15 protein-coding genes and 1 pseudogene are annotated in these 17,370 nt (G+C 36.0%); 12 read left to right on the top strand and 4 right to left on the bottom strand.

The annotated features are described in order from the left end of the window. Window positions 1–28: 28 nt before the first annotated feature. The 3 genes from JNUCC74_RS18700 to JNUCC74_RS18690 all read left to right on the top strand — a co-directional run bounded on the left by JNUCC74_RS18700 (window position 29) and on the right by JNUCC74_RS18690 (window position 3,251). Window positions 29–967, top strand: a complete 939-nt coding sequence (locus JNUCC74_RS18700) for a two-component system regulatory protein YycI (protein ID WP_454066450.1) — start codon at window positions 29–31, stop codon at window positions 965–967. A 24-nt stretch (window positions 968–991) separates the two neighbouring features. Next, window positions 992–1,777: an MBL fold metallo-hydrolase gene (locus JNUCC74_RS18695; RefSeq protein WP_454066449.1), complete on the top strand. Its 786-nt coding sequence runs from the start codon at window positions 992–994 to the stop codon at window positions 1,775–1,777. Window positions 1,778–2,036: 259 nt separating this feature from the next. After that, window positions 2,037–3,251: a S1C family serine protease gene (locus JNUCC74_RS18690; protein WP_454066448.1), complete on the top strand. Its 1,215-nt coding sequence runs from the start codon at window positions 2,037–2,039 to the stop codon at window positions 3,249–3,251. Between the two features lie 379 nt (window positions 3,252–3,630). Here JNUCC74_RS18690 and JNUCC74_RS18685 read toward each other — a convergent pair whose 3' ends face one another. Next, window positions 3,631–4,020 (bottom strand): DoxX family protein, encoded by a 390-nt coding sequence (locus tag JNUCC74_RS18685; RefSeq protein ID WP_245799734.1) that lies wholly within the window; start codon window positions 4,018–4,020, stop codon window positions 3,631–3,633. Between the two features lie 633 nt (window positions 4,021–4,653). Here JNUCC74_RS18685 and JNUCC74_RS18680 point away from each other — a divergent pair. The 6 genes from JNUCC74_RS18680 to JNUCC74_RS18655 all read left to right on the top strand — a co-directional run bounded on the left by JNUCC74_RS18680 (window position 4,654) and on the right by JNUCC74_RS18655 (window position 11,410). Further along, window positions 4,654–6,369 (top strand): ABC transporter ATP-binding protein, encoded by a 1,716-nt coding sequence (locus JNUCC74_RS18680; protein ID WP_454066447.1) that lies wholly within the window; start codon window positions 4,654–4,656, stop codon window positions 6,367–6,369. A gap of 643 nt (window positions 6,370–7,012) precedes the next feature. Next, complete coding sequence (locus JNUCC74_RS18675) at window positions 7,013–7,675, top strand: peroxiredoxin (protein ID WP_454066446.1); 663 nt, start codon at window positions 7,013–7,015, stop codon at window positions 7,673–7,675. 350 nt (window positions 7,676–8,025) lie between these two features. Further along, window positions 8,026–9,438, top strand: a complete 1,413-nt coding sequence (locus JNUCC74_RS18670; protein WP_454066445.1) for an MBL fold metallo-hydrolase — start codon at window positions 8,026–8,028, stop codon at window positions 9,436–9,438. 547 nt (window positions 9,439–9,985) lie between these two features. Continuing rightward, the gene (locus tag JNUCC74_RS18665; RefSeq protein WP_454066444.1) at window positions 9,986–10,558 is read left to right on the top strand and encodes a TetR family transcriptional regulator; all 573 of its coding nucleotides are present in this window, start codon (window positions 9,986–9,988) and stop codon (window positions 10,556–10,558) included. Window positions 10,559–10,748: 190 nt separating this feature from the next. Further along, window positions 10,749–11,096: a DMT family transporter gene (locus tag JNUCC74_RS18660; protein WP_143695748.1), complete on the top strand. Its 348-nt coding sequence runs from the start codon at window positions 10,749–10,751 to the stop codon at window positions 11,094–11,096. Continuing rightward, a complete protein-coding gene (locus tag JNUCC74_RS18655) occupies window positions 11,096–11,410 on the top strand; it encodes a DMT family transporter (protein WP_454066443.1) in 315 nt (104 codons plus the stop codon). The genes JNUCC74_RS18660 and JNUCC74_RS18655 overlap by 1 nt, the downstream gene beginning before the upstream one ends. 80 nt (window positions 11,411–11,490) lie before the next feature. Here JNUCC74_RS18655 and JNUCC74_RS18650 read toward each other — a convergent pair whose 3' ends face one another. Beyond that, entirely contained in the window at window positions 11,491–11,856 is a 366-nt protein-coding gene (locus JNUCC74_RS18650) for a TetR-like C-terminal domain-containing protein (RefSeq protein ID WP_454066442.1), read from the bottom strand. Between the two features lie 104 nt (window positions 11,857–11,960). Beyond that, the gene (locus JNUCC74_RS18645) at window positions 11,961–12,086 is read right to left on the bottom strand and encodes a hypothetical protein (RefSeq protein ID WP_454066441.1); all 126 of its coding nucleotides are present in this window, start codon (window positions 12,084–12,086) and stop codon (window positions 11,961–11,963) included. Between the two features lie 235 nt (window positions 12,087–12,321). Here JNUCC74_RS18645 and JNUCC74_RS18640 point away from each other — a divergent pair. Continuing rightward, a pseudogene (locus JNUCC74_RS18640) lies at window positions 12,322–13,065 on the top strand (SDR family oxidoreductase); the annotation flags it as partial. Between the two features lie 409 nt (window positions 13,066–13,474). Here the strand turns inward: JNUCC74_RS18640 and JNUCC74_RS18635 are convergent. Further along, window positions 13,475–14,044, bottom strand: a complete 570-nt coding sequence (locus JNUCC74_RS18635; protein ID WP_454067923.1) for a histidine phosphatase family protein — start codon at window positions 14,042–14,044, stop codon at window positions 13,475–13,477. A 561-nt stretch (window positions 14,045–14,605) separates the two neighbouring features. Here JNUCC74_RS18635 and JNUCC74_RS18630 point away from each other — a divergent pair. Beyond that, a complete protein-coding gene (locus JNUCC74_RS18630) occupies window positions 14,606–15,364 on the top strand; it encodes a class I SAM-dependent methyltransferase (RefSeq protein WP_454066440.1) in 759 nt (252 codons plus the stop codon). Window positions 15,365–15,949: 585 nt separating this feature from the next. Then, window positions 15,950–16,816 (top strand): SDR family oxidoreductase, encoded by an 867-nt coding sequence (locus tag JNUCC74_RS18625; RefSeq protein WP_077318832.1) that lies wholly within the window; start codon window positions 15,950–15,952, stop codon window positions 16,814–16,816. Window positions 16,817–17,370: the final 554 nt, after the last annotated feature.

Raw genomic sequence — 17,370 nt, 5'->3', positions numbered from 1 at the left:
TAATTCTTCATATTGGAGGAATTAAGGCATGCAATGGAGTCAGATTAAAACATTATTTATTTTATGTTTCTTAATCCTCAATATTTATCTATTTATTGAGTTTATGGATAAACAAAACAGGGTGGATTCCTTCGACCAGGCAAGTACGGAGGAACCAACGATTGAAGAAATGTTAAAGCAGGAAAATATTAAAGTTAGTGATAAGCACGTAGATGTAACTGAAGATACGTATATTAATGTTGCCCCTAAGAAATTTACCGATGTGGATATTAAAAAGGTTACTGATTTAAAAGGACAGGATGTTCAACTTATTAATAAGACATTGCTTGTCTCCCGTTTTGATAGTCCGGTACCAATTCCACAAGATAAAACAAGTATGAATGAATTGATAAGAAGCTATACGGCTTTTGCTAATGATTATGTATTCTACGGTTGGGATAAGAAAACGAATGTATTGCTCTTCTTTCAACAAAAAAAAGATCGTCCGATTTACTTTAACCGCTATGGTACCATCCTTGTATTCCTAAACAAAGATAATGAGATGGTTTACTATATGCAAACAATGTTGGGAGATGCAAAGGAACAAGGTGAACCAAGTAAGCTCCTTAATCCGATCAAAGCCATTGGGTATTTATATAATCAAAATGAGTTGGTACCAGAAGACAATGTAACCTCAGTAGATAATGGTTATTATACAAGAATTGGGTCTGAGACAGGTTCTAACCAAGTATTTGCACCAACTTATAAGATTGAGGTAAATAAGGAACGCAATTATTTTGTCAATGCGGTAGAAGGTTATGTTAATGCTGGAGATGATACAAAGTTTATTTCAGACACGATTAAAAGTAATCTGAGTAACTTTAAACAGATGAATAAGGACGTGGATTGGAAAGACGATTTTATAAATATGGTAGAAGAATCGATTATAGAGGATAGCATAACGGAAGATATAAGGATAGAAGAATAGTATAGATAAATCGGAGTGACTTGAATGACTTTACGCTTTAGTGTGTTAGCCTCAGGAAGTACAGGCAATGCATTTTATATTGAATCAGAACAAGAAAGACTGCTTGTTGATGCTGGTTTAAGCGGCAAGCAGCTGGATCGTCTTTTTCAAGAAATAAAAATTGACCCGAGTAATTTATCAAGTATTTTAGTTACTCATGAACATAGTGATCATATTAAAGGGCTTGGTGTTTTTGCTCGAAAATATAAGCTGCCTATTTACGCAAATGCAAAAACATGGCAAGCAATGGAAAAATCTATTGGTAATCTGTCTGTTGATCAGAAATTTCATTTTAACTTGGAGGAAATAAAAACATTTGGCGATATTGATGTTGAATCATTCGGTGTTTCTCATGATGCGGCAGAACCAATGTTTTATACATTCCATCATCAAGGGAAAAAAGTTGCGCTTGTTACGGATTTAGGTTATGTATCCGAGCGTATTAAGAAAATCGTAAAAAGTGCAGATGCTTATATCTTTGAAGCAAATCATGATGTTGGTATGCTACGAATGGGAAGGTATCCATGGAATGTAAAACGTCGTATTTTAGGTGATTCGGGACATATCTCCAATGAAGACTGTGGTCTTGCTTTGGCAGATATAGTTGATAATAATACCCAACGCATTTATCTGGCGCATTTAAGCTTAGATAATAATATGCGCGATCTAGCCCGAATGTCGGTAAATAATGTACTTCAAGAGCGGGGCATTTCCTTAGAATTAATGGATACGTATCACGATAAGCCAACTGCATTGTTTGAAGTAAGCTAAACAATTTGTTTATTTTTTCAGTTGTTGGGGGAATAATAAAGAGGGCATTATCCTAAATGAGAGACCATGTTTTGATACGTAGAAAAACAAGAAATGTTTCACTGAGATGAGGCCAAATAGGAGTGAAAATTTTCATATCTATCGTATAAAATTGAAACTAGGTATTGCCTGTTGTCAAGATTGGAGCCGGCCAGAGTTTTCTAGAGGCAGGGCATTTGAATTAATTCTCGGTACTGGACGTATGTAAAGGGGTAGATAAATGGGATATTACGATCAGCATTATCCGCCAAATCCGCAACGGAAGAAGAAGAAAAACTGGCTTATACCACTTTTGCTTGGTGTTATTATTGGTGTTTTACTTGTAACAGTTGCTTTACCAGCACTTGTTGATACAGGAATTCTAACAAATAATGAGCAGGAAGCAGGGACTCGGCAAGACTTAGGTTCAACAAAAAAAGGAAATGGACCAAAACAAGTAATGAACGTCGATATTTCAACACAAATTACCGAAATTATTGATCAAGTAGCACCAGCAGTAGTAGGAGTAATTAATATCCAGCAACAGATTGATTTTTGGCAGCAGGAGGAAAAAAGTCAGGCTGGAGAAGGTTCAGGTGTTATTTATAAAAAAGAGGATGGCACAGCTTATGTAGTAACCAATCATCATGTGGTTAGTGGTGCTGATACCATTGAAGTTGTGTTGTTTGACGACACCCGTATTAAAGCAAAGTTAGTAGGAAGTGACTTATTTTCTGATTTAGCGGTGCTAAAAATGGATGGCGATCAGATAAAAAATGTCATAGAAATCGGTACTTCTGCCAATGTAAAAGTAGGAGAGCCAGCGATAGCGATTGGTAATCCACTTGGACTTATGTTTTCCGGATCGGTAACACAAGGTGTTATTAGTGGAAAAGAAAGAACAATCCCGCAAGATTTTAATCAGGATGGTCGAGCTGATTGGCAAGCAGAAGTTATTCAAACAGATGCAGCCATTAATCCTGGTAATAGCGGTGGTGCTCTTATTAATCTTAGAGGTCAATTAATTGGTATTAATTCCATGAAAATTAATCAAACAGCTGTGGAAGGATTAGGGTTCGCAATTCCGATTGATTCTGCTCTACCAATAATTAACCAGCTGGAAACGGAAGGAAAAGTAACGAGACCTTACTTAGGTGTTGAAATTTATTCATTAGAAGAGGTACCACAAACGGAATGGAATAATACACTTAAATTGCCGGAAGATATTGAAGGCGGTGTCTACGTTTGGAGTGTAGAGCCACTATCACCGGCGGATCGAGCAGGTCTCAAGCGGCTAGATGTCATTACAGAATTAGATGGTAAGCAGATAAGGAATATGATTGATCTCCGAAAAATTCTTTACCAGGAAAAAGAAGTAGGTGATAAAGTGACTGTTACCTATTATCGAGAAGGAAGGAAACAAGAAACAACAATTGAATTAGGAACACAGAAATAGAGAAAAGCAACGAGCTGCTCGGGATAGTTCGTTGCTTTTTAGCCTAGAGAATGAATGATCTTATAAAGCAAATTAGTAAATAACTAGGTAATTGCCTAAGCTAGAAAAGGAAATAAGTACTTAGTAAACAGCTTATCCACATGTGAATAAAGGCGCAATTATAAAGGGGTTTTGAGCTTATCCACAATATTTATAAGTTATACACATTTTGTTGATAAATATAGCGTGGGAAATCAATATATGGTATGAAGAAAGGAAATTATATCAAAATAGGTACGAACACTTGTGCATATGTGGATAAGTTTGTGGATGACAACAGCTTTTCAACAGATAAAATCAAATTATACACGAGTTATCAACAAAAAAGATGTAATTATTGTTAGTTAAGATTATCCACTGTTTTATGTTTACTCCAAGCGATTAATAATAAAATTAACATGACGATATCTAATCGGGCTTCAAATAAAAAAAGGAGTAGCCCTTTATGGAGTAAAATAGGCAATTTTGTTACATACAAGGCACCAAGCATAATCAGAATTAATGGAGCTACAGCTATTTTTAAATAAATCCTCCCTGCTACTAATATTCCACAAGCTACTTCAATGATTGCGATAAGAAACAGAGTAACTTCAGGAAACGGCATTCCCAATTGAGTGAAGGTTGTCTTAAAATCGCTGATAACTAGCTTTATCATTCCTGATGTAATAAAAACAAATGCAATCGCATAGCAGATCCACGGAAACACATGCATATGAACAGTCGATTTCATAAAATCCCTCCTTTCTATTCAGATTTATTCAGCAGCAACACGTCCATTTTTAATAAGCAAATGAACAGTCCGTAAATTTGACATGGAGGATTGCAAAGAAATATGCAAGGGAATCTGCCAAGTCAGGAAGCAATACCCATTTCTTCATGTCGATTTTTTAAAAAGTTGCTTCTTCTAGCTTAAGCGCTCAAGCTAAAGCAAAACTTCGCTCTTCTTTTTACGGTAAGTCAACCTCGGATCGAATCTAAAGGAAGGTCGGCGAAAACCGGGCTTGCCGCCCAGGTGTCGATATCCCTGTTTTAGAGGCATATTTCCTTTATACGAATGTAAGGAGCCATATTTTCCCCTTTTAAAATTCTGTTTTATGTTTTGGCATGCATGATGAAAAATGGCTCTTAAATTCGGGATTCGTTCAAGGGCCTTTAGGTCATATCCTTGCGGTACTAACATTCCGTGAAATGCGTACCACGGAATGAAGTTCACTTTATCGGCTTCAAAAGCTTAGCTATTTGTATGTCGCTTAAGTGAATGCCTTTTGTTCATAATATATGCGAGTAAGCAGTCAACCTTGCCAAGCATTCTTATAAACCGTATAATTTCTTTATGCAGTGGAAAGGAAGTGTACGTAAAAGAATGATCCGGCGATTTTTTTCTTATTACAAACCCCATAAACGATTGTTTATCTTGGATTTTACATCAGCGGTAATTGTAGCTTTATTAGAACTTGCATTTCCAGTTGCTGTACAATATTTTATTGACCAACTGTTACCGGGAAACGACTGGAACTTGATTGTGCTTGTCAGCATTTTACTTCTTCTTGTTTATATCATAAGTACACTTTTACAATATGTAGTGACTTATTTAGGTCATAAATTAGGAATTAATATCGAAACGGACATGCGTCAAGAATTATTTCACCATGTTCAGCGGCAATCATTTCGTTTTTTTGATAATACTAAAACTGGCCATATTATGAGCCGGATTACGAATGACTTATTTGATATTGGTGAGCTTGCTCATCACGGACCAGAAGATTTCTTTATTTCCCTAATGACGTTTTTTGGCGCCTTTATTATTATGTTTATGATTAATGTAAAGCTGGCATTGATTATTTTGTTAGCTGTGCCAATATTGATTTTTCTAATCACATTTAGCAATATTCAAATGAATAAAGCATGGGGAAAAATGTACGAGGATATTGCTGGTGTGAATGCACGTATTGAGGATGCTGTATCAGGTGCTCGTGTAGTACAATCATTTACGAATGAAGAACATGAGATGAAGCGATTCACAAAAGATAATTTCAGTTTTCGTAAAGCTAAATTATCAGCATATAAGGTAATGGCAATCGTTCATTCTAATATATACATGCTTATGCGGTTAATTACGTTACTCGTACTAGTGGTCGGAGCTTGGCTGACCTATAATAATCAACTAATGATTGGTGAGTTAGTCAGCTTTGTGTTATTTGTTAATGTATTATTTACACCTATTCAAAAAATCACAGCTTTGTTGGAGCTTTATCCGAAAGGAATGGCCGGATTCAAGCGATTTATAGATTTATTAGATGTTGAGCCAGATGTGCAAAATAAAAAAAACGCTCAAGATATCGCTTATTTGCACGGCAACATCTCATTCAATCATGTTTCATTTGCTTATGAAAAAACACAAAAACCGGTGTTAAATGGTATAAGTTTTGATATTAAAGTTGGAGAAACAATTGCTTTTGTCGGCCCATCAGGTGCAGGAAAAACAACCATTTGCTCATTAATTCCTAGATTTTATGATATTGATGCGGGGAAAATTACGATAGATGGGGTGGATATTCGGGATATGACGAAGGAGAGCTTGCGTCAACAAATAGGCATTGTACAACAGGATGTTTTCTTATTTACTGGAACATTACGAGAAAATATAGCTTATGGAAAACTGGATGCCACTGATGAAGAAATAGAGTTGGCAGCACGCCGAGCCCATATGGAAGAGTTTATTAACGAATTACCTGATGGATACGAAACACAGGTTGGCGAGCGGGGTTTAAAGCTTTCCGGCGGTCAGAAACAGCGAATTGCCATTGCTCGTATGTTTCTAAAAAATCCACCAATTCTCATTTTAGATGAAGCAACTTCTGCCTTAGATACAGAAACTGAATTGATTATTCAGCAAGCTTTAAATGAGCTTTCAAAAGATCGAACAACCCTTGTTATTGCTCATCGACTGGCAACTATTAAAAATGCAGATCGAATTATGGTCGTGACAAAAGACGGGATTGAGGAAGAAGGCAGTCATGAGCAATTAATACAACGTGATGGCATTTTCGCGCAACTTCATCGTGCCCAAATGCGTTAAGCTATTTTTTAATAAACAAATTTATTCCGCATCTATGGTACGTAAGACCTCTACTTTAAGAGTTATCAAGAATACGAACAAGTCTAAGTGAGAGATAACGGCACTTTTATACTCGATTCGTTCGAGCGGTAGAGAGACTGCTTGGATAGGCATCGTTGTTTTTCAGACCAGCTATAAAAAATCAAGGTCAAGGAAAACTATGACAGCAAAAAAGGTGCTTTTTTCAAGCACGCCTGTGAATTGTAAACTTTTGTTCTATTTCTATCGGTAGTGGATGATGAAAATACAAGATTTACTTTATCATAGGTTGTAGCGCAACTTGGTTTAGATAACAAGTTGCGCTTTTCAGTTGTTTTAATTTCATTGTAAAACATACATTCCAAATACGAAGGAATCGATAGCTCATTTTGCCAAGTTTTTTAAACAACCTCTTATTATCGGTTATAGTATGCTCTCTTACCAGTAACATATGAAGAAAATACCGTTAGCAAGGCTAAGAACTGACTAGGAAAGCATTTTTTATTATCAAAATTATTAATAATTAATGACAAATTGCAATTTTAAAGTAAAAGATGTTTTGTTCATGTAAGATAAAGGAAAGCAAGTAATATGTATAATCATTTAATAGAGAGGGGATTTGCAGATGGAACAATTGGAACAAACCATGCAAGTACAAAGTTTGCCAAGAATTGGTGAGAAAGCTCCCGATTTTACAGCAAAAACGACTCATGGGGAGCTATCTTTAAGCGATTACAAAGGTAAGTGGGTTGTACTGTTTTCTCACCCAGCTGATTTCACACCAGTATGTACCTCTGAGTTTGTAGCTTTTCAAGAAGTTTACGATCGTCTACTTGGTATGAATACAGAATTAATGGGTCTAAGTATTGATAGTGTTAGCTCTCATATTGCTTGGGTAAGAAATATAGAAGAAAATTTTAATACAACCATTGACTTTCCAATCATAGCGGATCTAGATCAACAGGTTTCTACGAAGTATGGAATGATTATGCCGGAGTCTGATGGTACTGAAACATCACGAGCGGTCTTTGTTATTGATGATAAACAAACGATTCGAGCTTTGATTTACTATCCACTGTCTACAGGACGAAATATGGAAGAAATTGTTCGCCTTGTCAAAGCATTACGAACAACCGATGATCATGAGGTTTCCACGCCGGCGAACTGGGAGCCAGGAGATAAAGTAATTGTAAAGCCCCCGCAAACAAAAAAAGAAGCAAATGAACGTATGAACAATAGTGAGTATGAATGTATCGATTGGTATTTTTGTAAAAAAGAACTGAAGTAAATTCATCAGCGTTGATTTTCTTTAATCAACAGCAGGTTGAGAAAATAAAGAAGTTGAATCAAGTAAAAAAATCATAGATTTATGTAAAAGCGCAAGCGAGCAGGTTGTCAGCGTTATAAAAATTGCGCTGGCCTATTTTCTTTATTTATTTAATTATATTACAAGAAAGAGATGGTTCGAAAAAAGGGTTAACAATGAAACGTTTGAGCTGTTCCGTTTTCTTGTTTCCAGCGTATCTGGTAGCGAATGGCAACGAAACACTTGACACGAATATGCCCTTCTCGATCCGTTCACCTGCTTGTTGAATTCTACTTCAAAAGGTAATGGAATATTCATACAGGAGGATATTTATGTACTTAACATATTTTTATGATTCGGCACTAGCCCAAGCCTCCTATATGGTGGCATGCCAAGCTACAGGTGAGGCCGCAGTAATTGATCCGTCAAGAAATATTGAGGAGTATGTAAAGGTGGCAAGAGAACAAGGATTTCAAATCCGTGCTGCAGTAGAGACACATATCCATGCTGACTTTGTATCAGGAGTTACCGAACTTGCCAGACGTACTGGGGCAACGATCTATTATTCTTTAGAAGGAGCGGATAATGGAGGATATGACTGGGACGATTCATTATCTGTGCAAGGCTTAAGGGATCAAGACATCATCCATTTAGGCAATGTTCAACTAAAAGCAATTCACACTCCTGGTCACACTCCAGAGCATATGTCTTATGAACTAACCGATGGAGCTGCTGGAGACAAGCCAATGGGAGTGTTTACCGGCGATTTTATATTTGTTGGCGATGTTGGCCGTCCTGATTTATTAGAAAAATCTGTTGGCGTAAAGGGTTCCGCTGAGCAAGGGGCTCGCCAACTGTTTGCTTCCTTACAAAAGTTTAAACAATATAGTGATTATATACAAATTTGGCCTGGTCACGGTTCCGGAAGTGCTTGTGGTAAATCACTTGGAGCTGTTCCAGCGTCTACTGTCGGCTATGAAAAGTTATTTAATCCAGCCTTCCAACTAACAAATGAAGCTGATTTTATTGACTTTATACTTGATGGTCAGCCGGAGCCTCCAGCTTACTTTACAAAAATGAAAGAAGTAAACAGAACGGGAATGACACCACTTTCTAAAGTATCAACAGCTGTGGAATGGTATCTAACTGGTAATGAAGTCGCTAAATTAGCAAAGGAAATAACCAATCTAGTTATTGATACGCGGAGCATCAAAGTTTATTCTAGAGGAAGTATTCCAGGAACGATTAACCTTCCCTATCCCGATTTATTTACGGAGTGGTTAGGTCGCATTGCTAATTATGAAAAAGGTATCTTTATTATTGCAGAACCACATCAATACGCTGACTTACGAAAAATACTAATCAATATGGGAATGGACAACTTACAAGGTTTCTTTCCGCTTTCCGTAGTTAAATCAGCGACAAAACTACAGTCCTATGATCACCTATCACCAAAAAACGTAGATGAAAAGAGAAAAAGCGCTGAGGTACAAGTATTAGATGTAAGGTATCAAGAGGAATGGGAGGAATCACATATTCCAAATGCCAAGCATATCCCGCTTCCTCAGCTGCCGGAACGGCTAGACGAATTAACCTATGATAAACCTATCGCTGTTCATTGTAGATCAGGAAAACGTTCAGCTATTGCCTCCAGCATTTTATTGAATCACGGTTTTGAAGTGATTAATGTAGAAGGCGGCTTTATAAACTGGGAAAATGAAAATCTAGAAATAACAAATAAATGAAAAGAGAGAGTTGCTAATGACATGCTCCCCCTAAGGTAGACAGATTAAAAAATAAAAATCGGTTTTGCCTTAGGGGGAGTTATTTATGTCATATGAACCTTATTCTCGTGAATTTATATATGATGTAATAATGGCTTATAAAGATGAAAATGATACACGATGAAAATTATGTCTGAAATATAAATCAATAATAAGACCCTTTATTTAGATGGATTGAGAAATTTGAGAAAGAAAGAGTAAGTGGATTAGAAAATTCAAAATAACGGAAACAGTATTCTAAGGAATTAAAGGAAGCAGGATAAAGTTACAGGTGAAAGAAAAAGGCTATTATCTTGTTGTTGATACGATCGATTAAAGCTTGAGGATTCACCAGACATCATCTTCCCTATTAAAAAATAACTCATAGTGTCGCCTACTAAGTTTTTAATTAATTTTTGTTGACAAAAAAATTGAATCCATATAAAATGACTGATAGTCAGTCATTAAGCGGATTTCTTATATATTTATCATTTAACAAAGCAAATCACATAGAGAAAGAGGTGAAGCAGTGGACAATAAAAAAGAAAAAATTATTCGCTCAGCTATTCAAGTATTTAAGGAAAAAGGAATTGAAAAAACAAAGGTATCTGATATTGTTAAAGGTGCTGGCGTAGCCCAAGGTACATTTTATTTGTATTTTCCTTCCAAATTAGCCGTTATGCCTTCCATTGCCGAGGTTATGGTAAAGAGAATTGTGGAAGCGATGGAAGAGGAGGTAAAGCCTGAAAAGGAATTTATGGAACAATTGGAACAAGTGGTTCATGTAGCTTTTAAAATAACAAACGATTATCGGGAAATCTATGCTTTAATGTTTGCTGGATTGGCTTCTAGTCAATATTTAAGTGAGTGGGAAAAAATATATGAGCCTTATTATGCTTGGATGCGCGAGTTTTTAATCCAACCAAAAGCAACGGGATTTCTTCGTGAAAATATGGATGTTGATGCAACGGCCAAATTATTAATAGGTTTAATTGAAGCTGGGGCTGAACAATCTTATTTATTTGATAAACAAGATGAAAAAAAAGCAAATCAAAAACAAAAGGAAGTCCTAGAATTCGCCAAAAATGCAATATGTAAATAATTAAAGATTATCTACGTTTTCGCTTAATAAAGCATTAAACTATGGCCAGGAATCGTAACGTTTTAAAACTTATTTGTCTAAGCGAAAACGAGCAGATCGCCTGCGCCGAAAGTTTGGCACTGGCGAAGTTTTTTAATTATAAAATGACTGATAATCAGTCATAATAATGGACACAGGGAGTTAACTGAAAGTGAATAAATCATGGATATACGTAATTTTAACAAGTTTATTTGAATTAATTTGGATTTATGGGTTTAATACAGCATCTACATGGTGGCATTGGGTTTTAATTATTGGAGCGATTTTGTTAGATCTTCATTTCTTGTCGAAAGCTTGTGAAGGTATACCAACAGGAACAGTGTATGCCATATTTGCTGCTGCTGGAACAGTAGGAACAGCATTGATGGATGTCTATATATTTGGTGGAAGTTTAAGTATGGGGAAAATATTTTTTATGTTTCTTCTAGTTATAGGTGTTATTGGTTTAAAGCTATTTGATGAGCCGAATCAAGCAACACATCAGGAGGTGCATTCATAATGGGATGGTTCTTTGTTGCATGTGCTTCGGTATTTGAAATATTAGGTGTACTAGGTCTGCGGTTATATAGCCAGAATAAGACAATTCTCAGCGGTTTATTGTATCTAGGTGGATTAGGTGCTTCGTTTGCCTTTCTTTATGCATCTTTCTCATATTTACTTGTAAGTGTTTCTTATTCTGTGTTTATGGGAGTTGGTACGGCTGGCGCTGTAATAATGAATATGATTTTCTTTGGTGAATCAACCAATAAATTACGCGTTATCAGTTTAATTTTGATTATTATTGGAGTAGTAGGTTTGAAAGCTTTGTCCTAAAGGCTCTGGATGGAATGTCAAAGTGATGAAAAAAATGGAAGTATTGGACTATCTGGTTAATAGTAATCTACTTAAATTCGTCATTTAAATTTTTTGAAGTATTTCATAGTGATGGGGACAGTTGAAAGTATTTTTATTAATTGTTCAGACATATAATTCGTAGAGTATTTGAAATCACTCTTCACCCATTCTATGATTAAGCCTAATAAGGCATGAGCTTGGTAGCTAGCCTGTAAATCTTGGTTAATTGAATTTGTTTTTTGGACAGTTTGTAAATCGTTGAGGGATAGATCTTTAATAATAGAACAAAGCTTATTTTGAAATCCCGGCAAGATATGTTCATTTAGTAAAATAGTTTGATAGAAGTCGGAAAAGCGCTTGATATGGTCAAAAATTAGAATGGTGGGGGCTTTCATTTCAAGGGGGGTGAATGTTTTTTTATTCAAGTATGGACTTCTATAGGAATGAACCAAATTAGATAAAATATCTTCAACTAATTCATGAAAAAGTTCGTTTTTCGTTTGATAGTGTTTATAAAACGTGCCTCGATTTACATTGGCAAAAGCACAATATCAGTAATAGTTATTTGTTGCAGTTCTTTTTCATTCATTAACTGAATGAAAGCAGATTTTAATGCTTGTTTAGATTTTAGAACCCGACGATCTATCTTCATCAACTAACTACCACCTATCTGTTGAAGCCCTAATTTTTTATTCTATGTCTATCTGAACCAATAAAAATTTCACGTTATTGAACATAATCCATATCAAATGTTGATTAAGCAACAAAGTACCTCCCATTTGCATATTGATATGTTTATTATAGTACATTATGCTTATGGTATACAATTAAAGTATGTTGATGGTCACAATAAACTAGAAGGGTGAGAAGATATGAAATTAACAGGTTAAGTTGCAGTTGTTACTGGTGCAGCCTCTGGAATGGGAAAGGCGATTGCTGAACTTTATGGCCAAGAAGGAGCAATTGTCATTGTATCTGATATTAATTTAGAAGGAGCAGAAGTAGTAGCGACATCCATTGTTGAAAAGGGAGGAAAGGCAAAGGCTGTAAAAACCGATGTAGCCATTAAACAAGATATCGATCATTTAATTGACACTACCATTCATGAATATGGCACATTAGATATCTTAGTTAATAATGCAGGTATTATGGATGGAATAGAACCGGCCGGAGAAATAGAGGATGAGAAGTGGGAACGAATTTTCTTAATTAATACTACTTCTGTTATGCGAGCAACTAGAAAAGTATTACCTATTTTTCTTGAAAAACAAAACGGTGTTATTATTAATATTGCTTCTACCGGTGGGTTAAATGGTGCACAAGCAGGAGCGGCATATACTGCATCTAAACATGCGGTAGTTGGATTTACAAAGAATACTGGCTATATGTATGCAGATGAGGGAATTCGTTGTAATGCTATTGCTCCAGGGGGAGTAGAAACAAATATTGGATTAACCATGAAACATATAAGCGAATTTGGAGCTAGTCGTACACAAAAAGGACAAGCTGTTATGCCACGTATGGGAAAGCCTGAGGAAATAGCTACGGTTGCTCTATTTTTAGCAACAGAGGATTCAACATTTATCAATGGGACAGTAATTACGGCAGATGGCGGTTGGACAGCGGCGTTTTAATGGATAACCCCTTCAGTTTTATTTACCTATATTCCAAAGGCGTTTGAAATTTTTTCAATGATAACCTAACTGCAAAAGAAAAAAGCCTGAATGCTGATAAGATAAGGAACACATCAAAAAGAATTGAAAGCGCGTTCATGTCGGGGGGAACATTTAACCATAAAACATATAAGTCTAAACAATTGGATGTCCTACACTGAGCAACTAACAGGATTTGTTTATCTCTGAGCACTAGGTAAACACTATTGCTGTTGCTCAGTTTTTAATATTCAGCCAATCTAGTCAGGAATTCCCACTATTTTAATGATACAAATTTTGCAAATATCTACATCTACAATTACAGTTTTATCTTTAGCTTTTCTTTCAGCGTTTTTTGTTAACTTATTTCCCATAAAAAATTGTTTTGTTCTTAATTCAAGTGTCTTACCTGGTTATAGTTTTGTATCTCCCATGTCTTTTCTTTGAAATGAATGTTGCTAATACATCCATTCATTAGTGTTGTTTTACCTGAGCCAATTTTCCCATTGGAAACTTCAGCTAATATAGCATTGATGACAGCACCGTGAGCCACTAATAAAATTCGCTTATTAGGAAATTTCTTATTAATCTTTTCCAGTCCTGCCATAACCCGCTGATTAAATTCCTCTCGTTTTTCTTGGTTTGGAAAGCTGCCGCTTGGATACGCTTTTTGCCTTTCTTCTATTGTCATACCTTCAGCGTTTCCAAACGAACGTTCTTTAAATTCGCCCATTTTTATAAGCGGGAGATTTAAGTGTTGGTTAATAATTTGAGCAGTCTCTTTTGCACGTTGTAAAGGACTGCATATAAGGACATCATAATCAGTCGCATTTAAAAATTTGCCGCAAGCTTCAGCCTGTTTTCTACCTGTATCGTTAAGTGGAATATCCGTTTTTCCTTGAAGTCTGCCTTGTTTGTTCCAGTCTGTTTGTCCATGGCGAATAAAACATATACTTGATATTGCCATCCTCTCCCTTACATGCCTTTTAATTAATTATATCAAATCAACAGAGTTGTTGTGTGGAATTTCACAATTATATCAGCAACCTTTTTTCTAAATGGTATCATTAATTATTTTAACTTACGATTGATGCATCCTTAAACAAACATAAATAAAAAATGATGAGTGTTATCTATTCATTTAAAAATTATATATAATAATAGTACGTTTTAAATTTTTTTGTATATTTAGCATAGAAATTTGGCTGTTTAAACTTTTCAAGGCTTGCAGACACACCAGCTTTTTTCTATTTTACATGAATGATCATGAAGATAGGATTATGGAAAAACTTCAACAGCGATACATCGCGTTTTTTTGGGAACAGCACTCCTTGAATGTAGTTTTCCTTTATCCCGTTAGAGATCTGCCGTTTGTACACCGCTAACTTGCGTTTGCCCTTTTGTGTCTGGCTCATGCGCTCAAGAGCTCTCGCTTTTGCTCTGAAATAAATATATTGGAATTTGTTGCAAATTACTAGAAAGTCGATATATGAAATAATTACTTACAAAGGAGATTTAAACTATGTTTAGTTATTACAGTAATCTATCATCAGAAGTATACGATTTGGATAAGCCGATAGGTCATTCCTTCGGCGATATAGAGTTTTACTTGGAACGTCTTGCTACTAGTACAGGAAAAATTCTTGAGCCTGCTGTTGGTACAGGGCGCATGCTTATCCCGCTTCTAGAAAACGGTCTTGATGTTGAAGGTTTTGATGTATCCCCTGAGATGTTGACTATTTGTCGTGATCATTGTGGAAAAAGAGGTCTGAACCCAAAACTTTTTACAGCATCCATGCAGGACTTCCAAGTCAATCAGAAATACGAAGCGATTATACTGGCATCAGGTACTTTTTTATTACTACATAAAAGAGATGATTCACTAAAAGCGCTAACGAACTTTTACCATCATTTAGCGGATGGAGGCCGACTTATTTTTGATATTTTTCTGCAAACGGATATTGAATTAGGAAAAGCACATACCAAAACATGGAAATGTGAAAATGGAGATGTCATTACATTAGAGACAAAAATAACCCAAGTAGACTATATTCATCAGTATACCGTTTCCCATAATCGGTATGAAAAGTGGAGAAACGGTGTACTCCAACAAACAGAATTAGAGCGGTTTCCACTACGTTGGTATGGAGTAGAAGAAATAAAATTAATTTTACAAACAATAGGATTCAATGATATTACAATCTCTACTAATTATAAATACGGAAAATATCCAACGCAAGCAGATCAATCAATTACTTTTGAAGCAGTAGCAAAAAAATAGATTTTTAGAATACTGTTGAAATTTAAGTGGGAAGATAACGACACCTAAATGCCCGATTCGTTCGGGTCAACAGGACAAGGAAAGCTTCTTGAATAGACATCGCACGAAGAAAAAGTGTTCTTCTTTTTCAAGGACAAGGAAAGCTGCGGCAGCAATACATCGCACGCAGAAAAGTATTTTCCTTTTCAAGGACAAGGAAAGCTTCTTGAATAGACATCGCACGAAAAAGTTTTTTCCTTTTCAAGGACGGGAAAACAGCTTGAATAGGCATCGCATGAAGAAAAAGTGCTTTTCTTTTTTAAGGACAAGAAGGACTACGGCAGCAATACATCGCGATGTTTCAACCAAGTATTGAATTTTTTTACTATTAGTTACTTTTTTACTAATAATACCATCTATGTTCAGGAAAAAGGACACATCATTATTGTCTATTATAAAGAACGAGGCTTTTTAACACATAATTTTCATTGAGATTAGTTAAAATAAGTTCCATGTGTATTGGGATACACTTATGTTTGTTTTCTTTTCAATTGTGGAATGGAACAATATGTTACTTATAGAGTTGAATGAAGGAGGTATTTTGAAATGAAACCTGAAGACATGCAAATTGGGAGTACACCTCGTCAGCAACAAAATCGCCAGCCAGGGTTCGAATCAGAAATGACCCCTTTCCCACATCAACCTTTAGACTATAAAGGCTCAAATAAATTAAAAGGAAAAGTTGCCTTAATCACTGGTGGAGATAGTGGTATCGGTCGTGCGGTGGCAATTTTGTATGCAAAAGAAGGAGCTAATGTAGCCATTTCTTACTTGGATGAACATCGTGATGCGGAAAAAACAAAGGAACTTATAGAAGCTGAAGGAGTAAAATGTATCTTACTTCCTGGTGATATTAAAGAGGCTGCACATTGTATTGACCTAGTGGAAAAGACAGTGGAGGCATTCGGTAAAATCAATATATTAGTTAATAATGCAGCCATTCAATTTATTCGTGAGGACGTATTGGATATATCTGATGAGCAAATGGAGGACGTATTCCGTGTTAACTTCTTCTCTCAATTTTATTTAACAAAAGCTGCTGTTCGCTGTATGAGCGCAGGGGATTCAATTATTAATACGTCTTCCATCAATGCCTATAGGGGCAACCCTATCTTAATGGATTACTCTGCTACAAAAGGAGCGATAACTGCGTTTACTCGCAGTATTGCCCAAAGCTTGGCTAATAAAGGTATTCGTGCTAATTCTGTAGCTCCGGGTCCTGTTTGGACACCGCTTATACCGTCATCCTTTGATGAAAAGGGAGTGGAGAATTTTGGGCAGGATACGTTAATGAATCGGCCTGGTCAGCCTTCTGAGCATGCTTGGCCGTATGTAATGTTGGCATCAGATGAAGCATCTTATATGACAGGACAAGCGATTCATATCAATGGTGGTGCATGGACATCCTCTTAACACATATTAGCTAAGAGGATATTTAACAAGCGATTCGTCGTTAGCTTTATTAAAAACTAGATAGCACAAGGAAAAGCTCCGTTTTTGACGGAGTTTTTCCTTATGGCTGTATTCTTCATTTAGGCATATAAAGTACTGTAATGTAGTGCTACAGTAAGTATAAAATAAATAAAAATACAATTGGTTTTCATGCTATCGTGAATTTACGCTTGATGGAAAAAGAACGTATCGCTTTAAAAGTAAGCTAGTGGATATACGGAGAAAAATCATAGAACGTTGAAATGAAAAAGACAGTGTTGAAGCTAATCAATAGCTTTGAGGCTGTTTTTTATTGTTTAGAAAACTATAACTTCTACGACTGTCGCTAACTTATTTTGAAAAGTATCTTCGTCTAGCTTAAACGTTCGTGTTGCTAGCAAACTTCAATCTTCTTCCTACGATAAATCAAGATCGGCACGAATCGAAAGGAAGGGCGACTAAAAGAGGGCTTGCGGCACAGGCGTCGGCATACCTCTGTTTTAGAGGCATGTTTTCTTTATCCCGAATAGAAGGAG

The sequence above is a fragment of the Cerasibacillus sp. JNUCC 74 genome (genome assembly GCF_053667775.1).
Note: the sequence above shows the minus strand (reverse complement) of the source record. Positions and strands in the feature narration are given on the sequence as shown.

Coding starts and splice junctions, on each gene's coding strand:
- JNUCC74_RS18700 (WP_454066450.1), top strand. CDS start 29: ATGCAATGGAGTCAGATTAAAACATTATTTATTTTATGTTTCTTAATC.
- JNUCC74_RS18695 (WP_454066449.1), top strand. CDS start 992: ATGACTTTACGCTTTAGTGTGTTAGCCTCAGGAAGTACAGGCAATGCA.
- JNUCC74_RS18690 (WP_454066448.1), top strand. CDS start 2,037: ATGGGATATTACGATCAGCATTATCCGCCAAATCCGCAACGGAAGAAG.
- JNUCC74_RS18685 (WP_245799734.1), bottom strand. CDS start 4,020: ATGAAATCGACTGTTCATATGCATGTGTTTCCGTGGATCTGCTATGCG.
- JNUCC74_RS18680 (WP_454066447.1), top strand. CDS start 4,654: ATGATCCGGCGATTTTTTTCTTATTACAAACCCCATAAACGATTGTTT.
- JNUCC74_RS18675 (WP_454066446.1), top strand. CDS start 7,013: ATGGAACAATTGGAACAAACCATGCAAGTACAAAGTTTGCCAAGAATT.
- JNUCC74_RS18670 (WP_454066445.1), top strand. CDS start 8,026: ATGTACTTAACATATTTTTATGATTCGGCACTAGCCCAAGCCTCCTAT.
- JNUCC74_RS18655 (WP_454066443.1), top strand. CDS start 11,096: ATGGGATGGTTCTTTGTTGCATGTGCTTCGGTATTTGAAATATTAGGT.
- JNUCC74_RS18630 (WP_454066440.1), top strand. CDS start 14,606: ATGTTTAGTTATTACAGTAATCTATCATCAGAAGTATACGATTTGGAT.
- JNUCC74_RS18625 (WP_077318832.1), top strand. CDS start 15,950: ATGAAACCTGAAGACATGCAAATTGGGAGTACACCTCGTCAGCAACAA.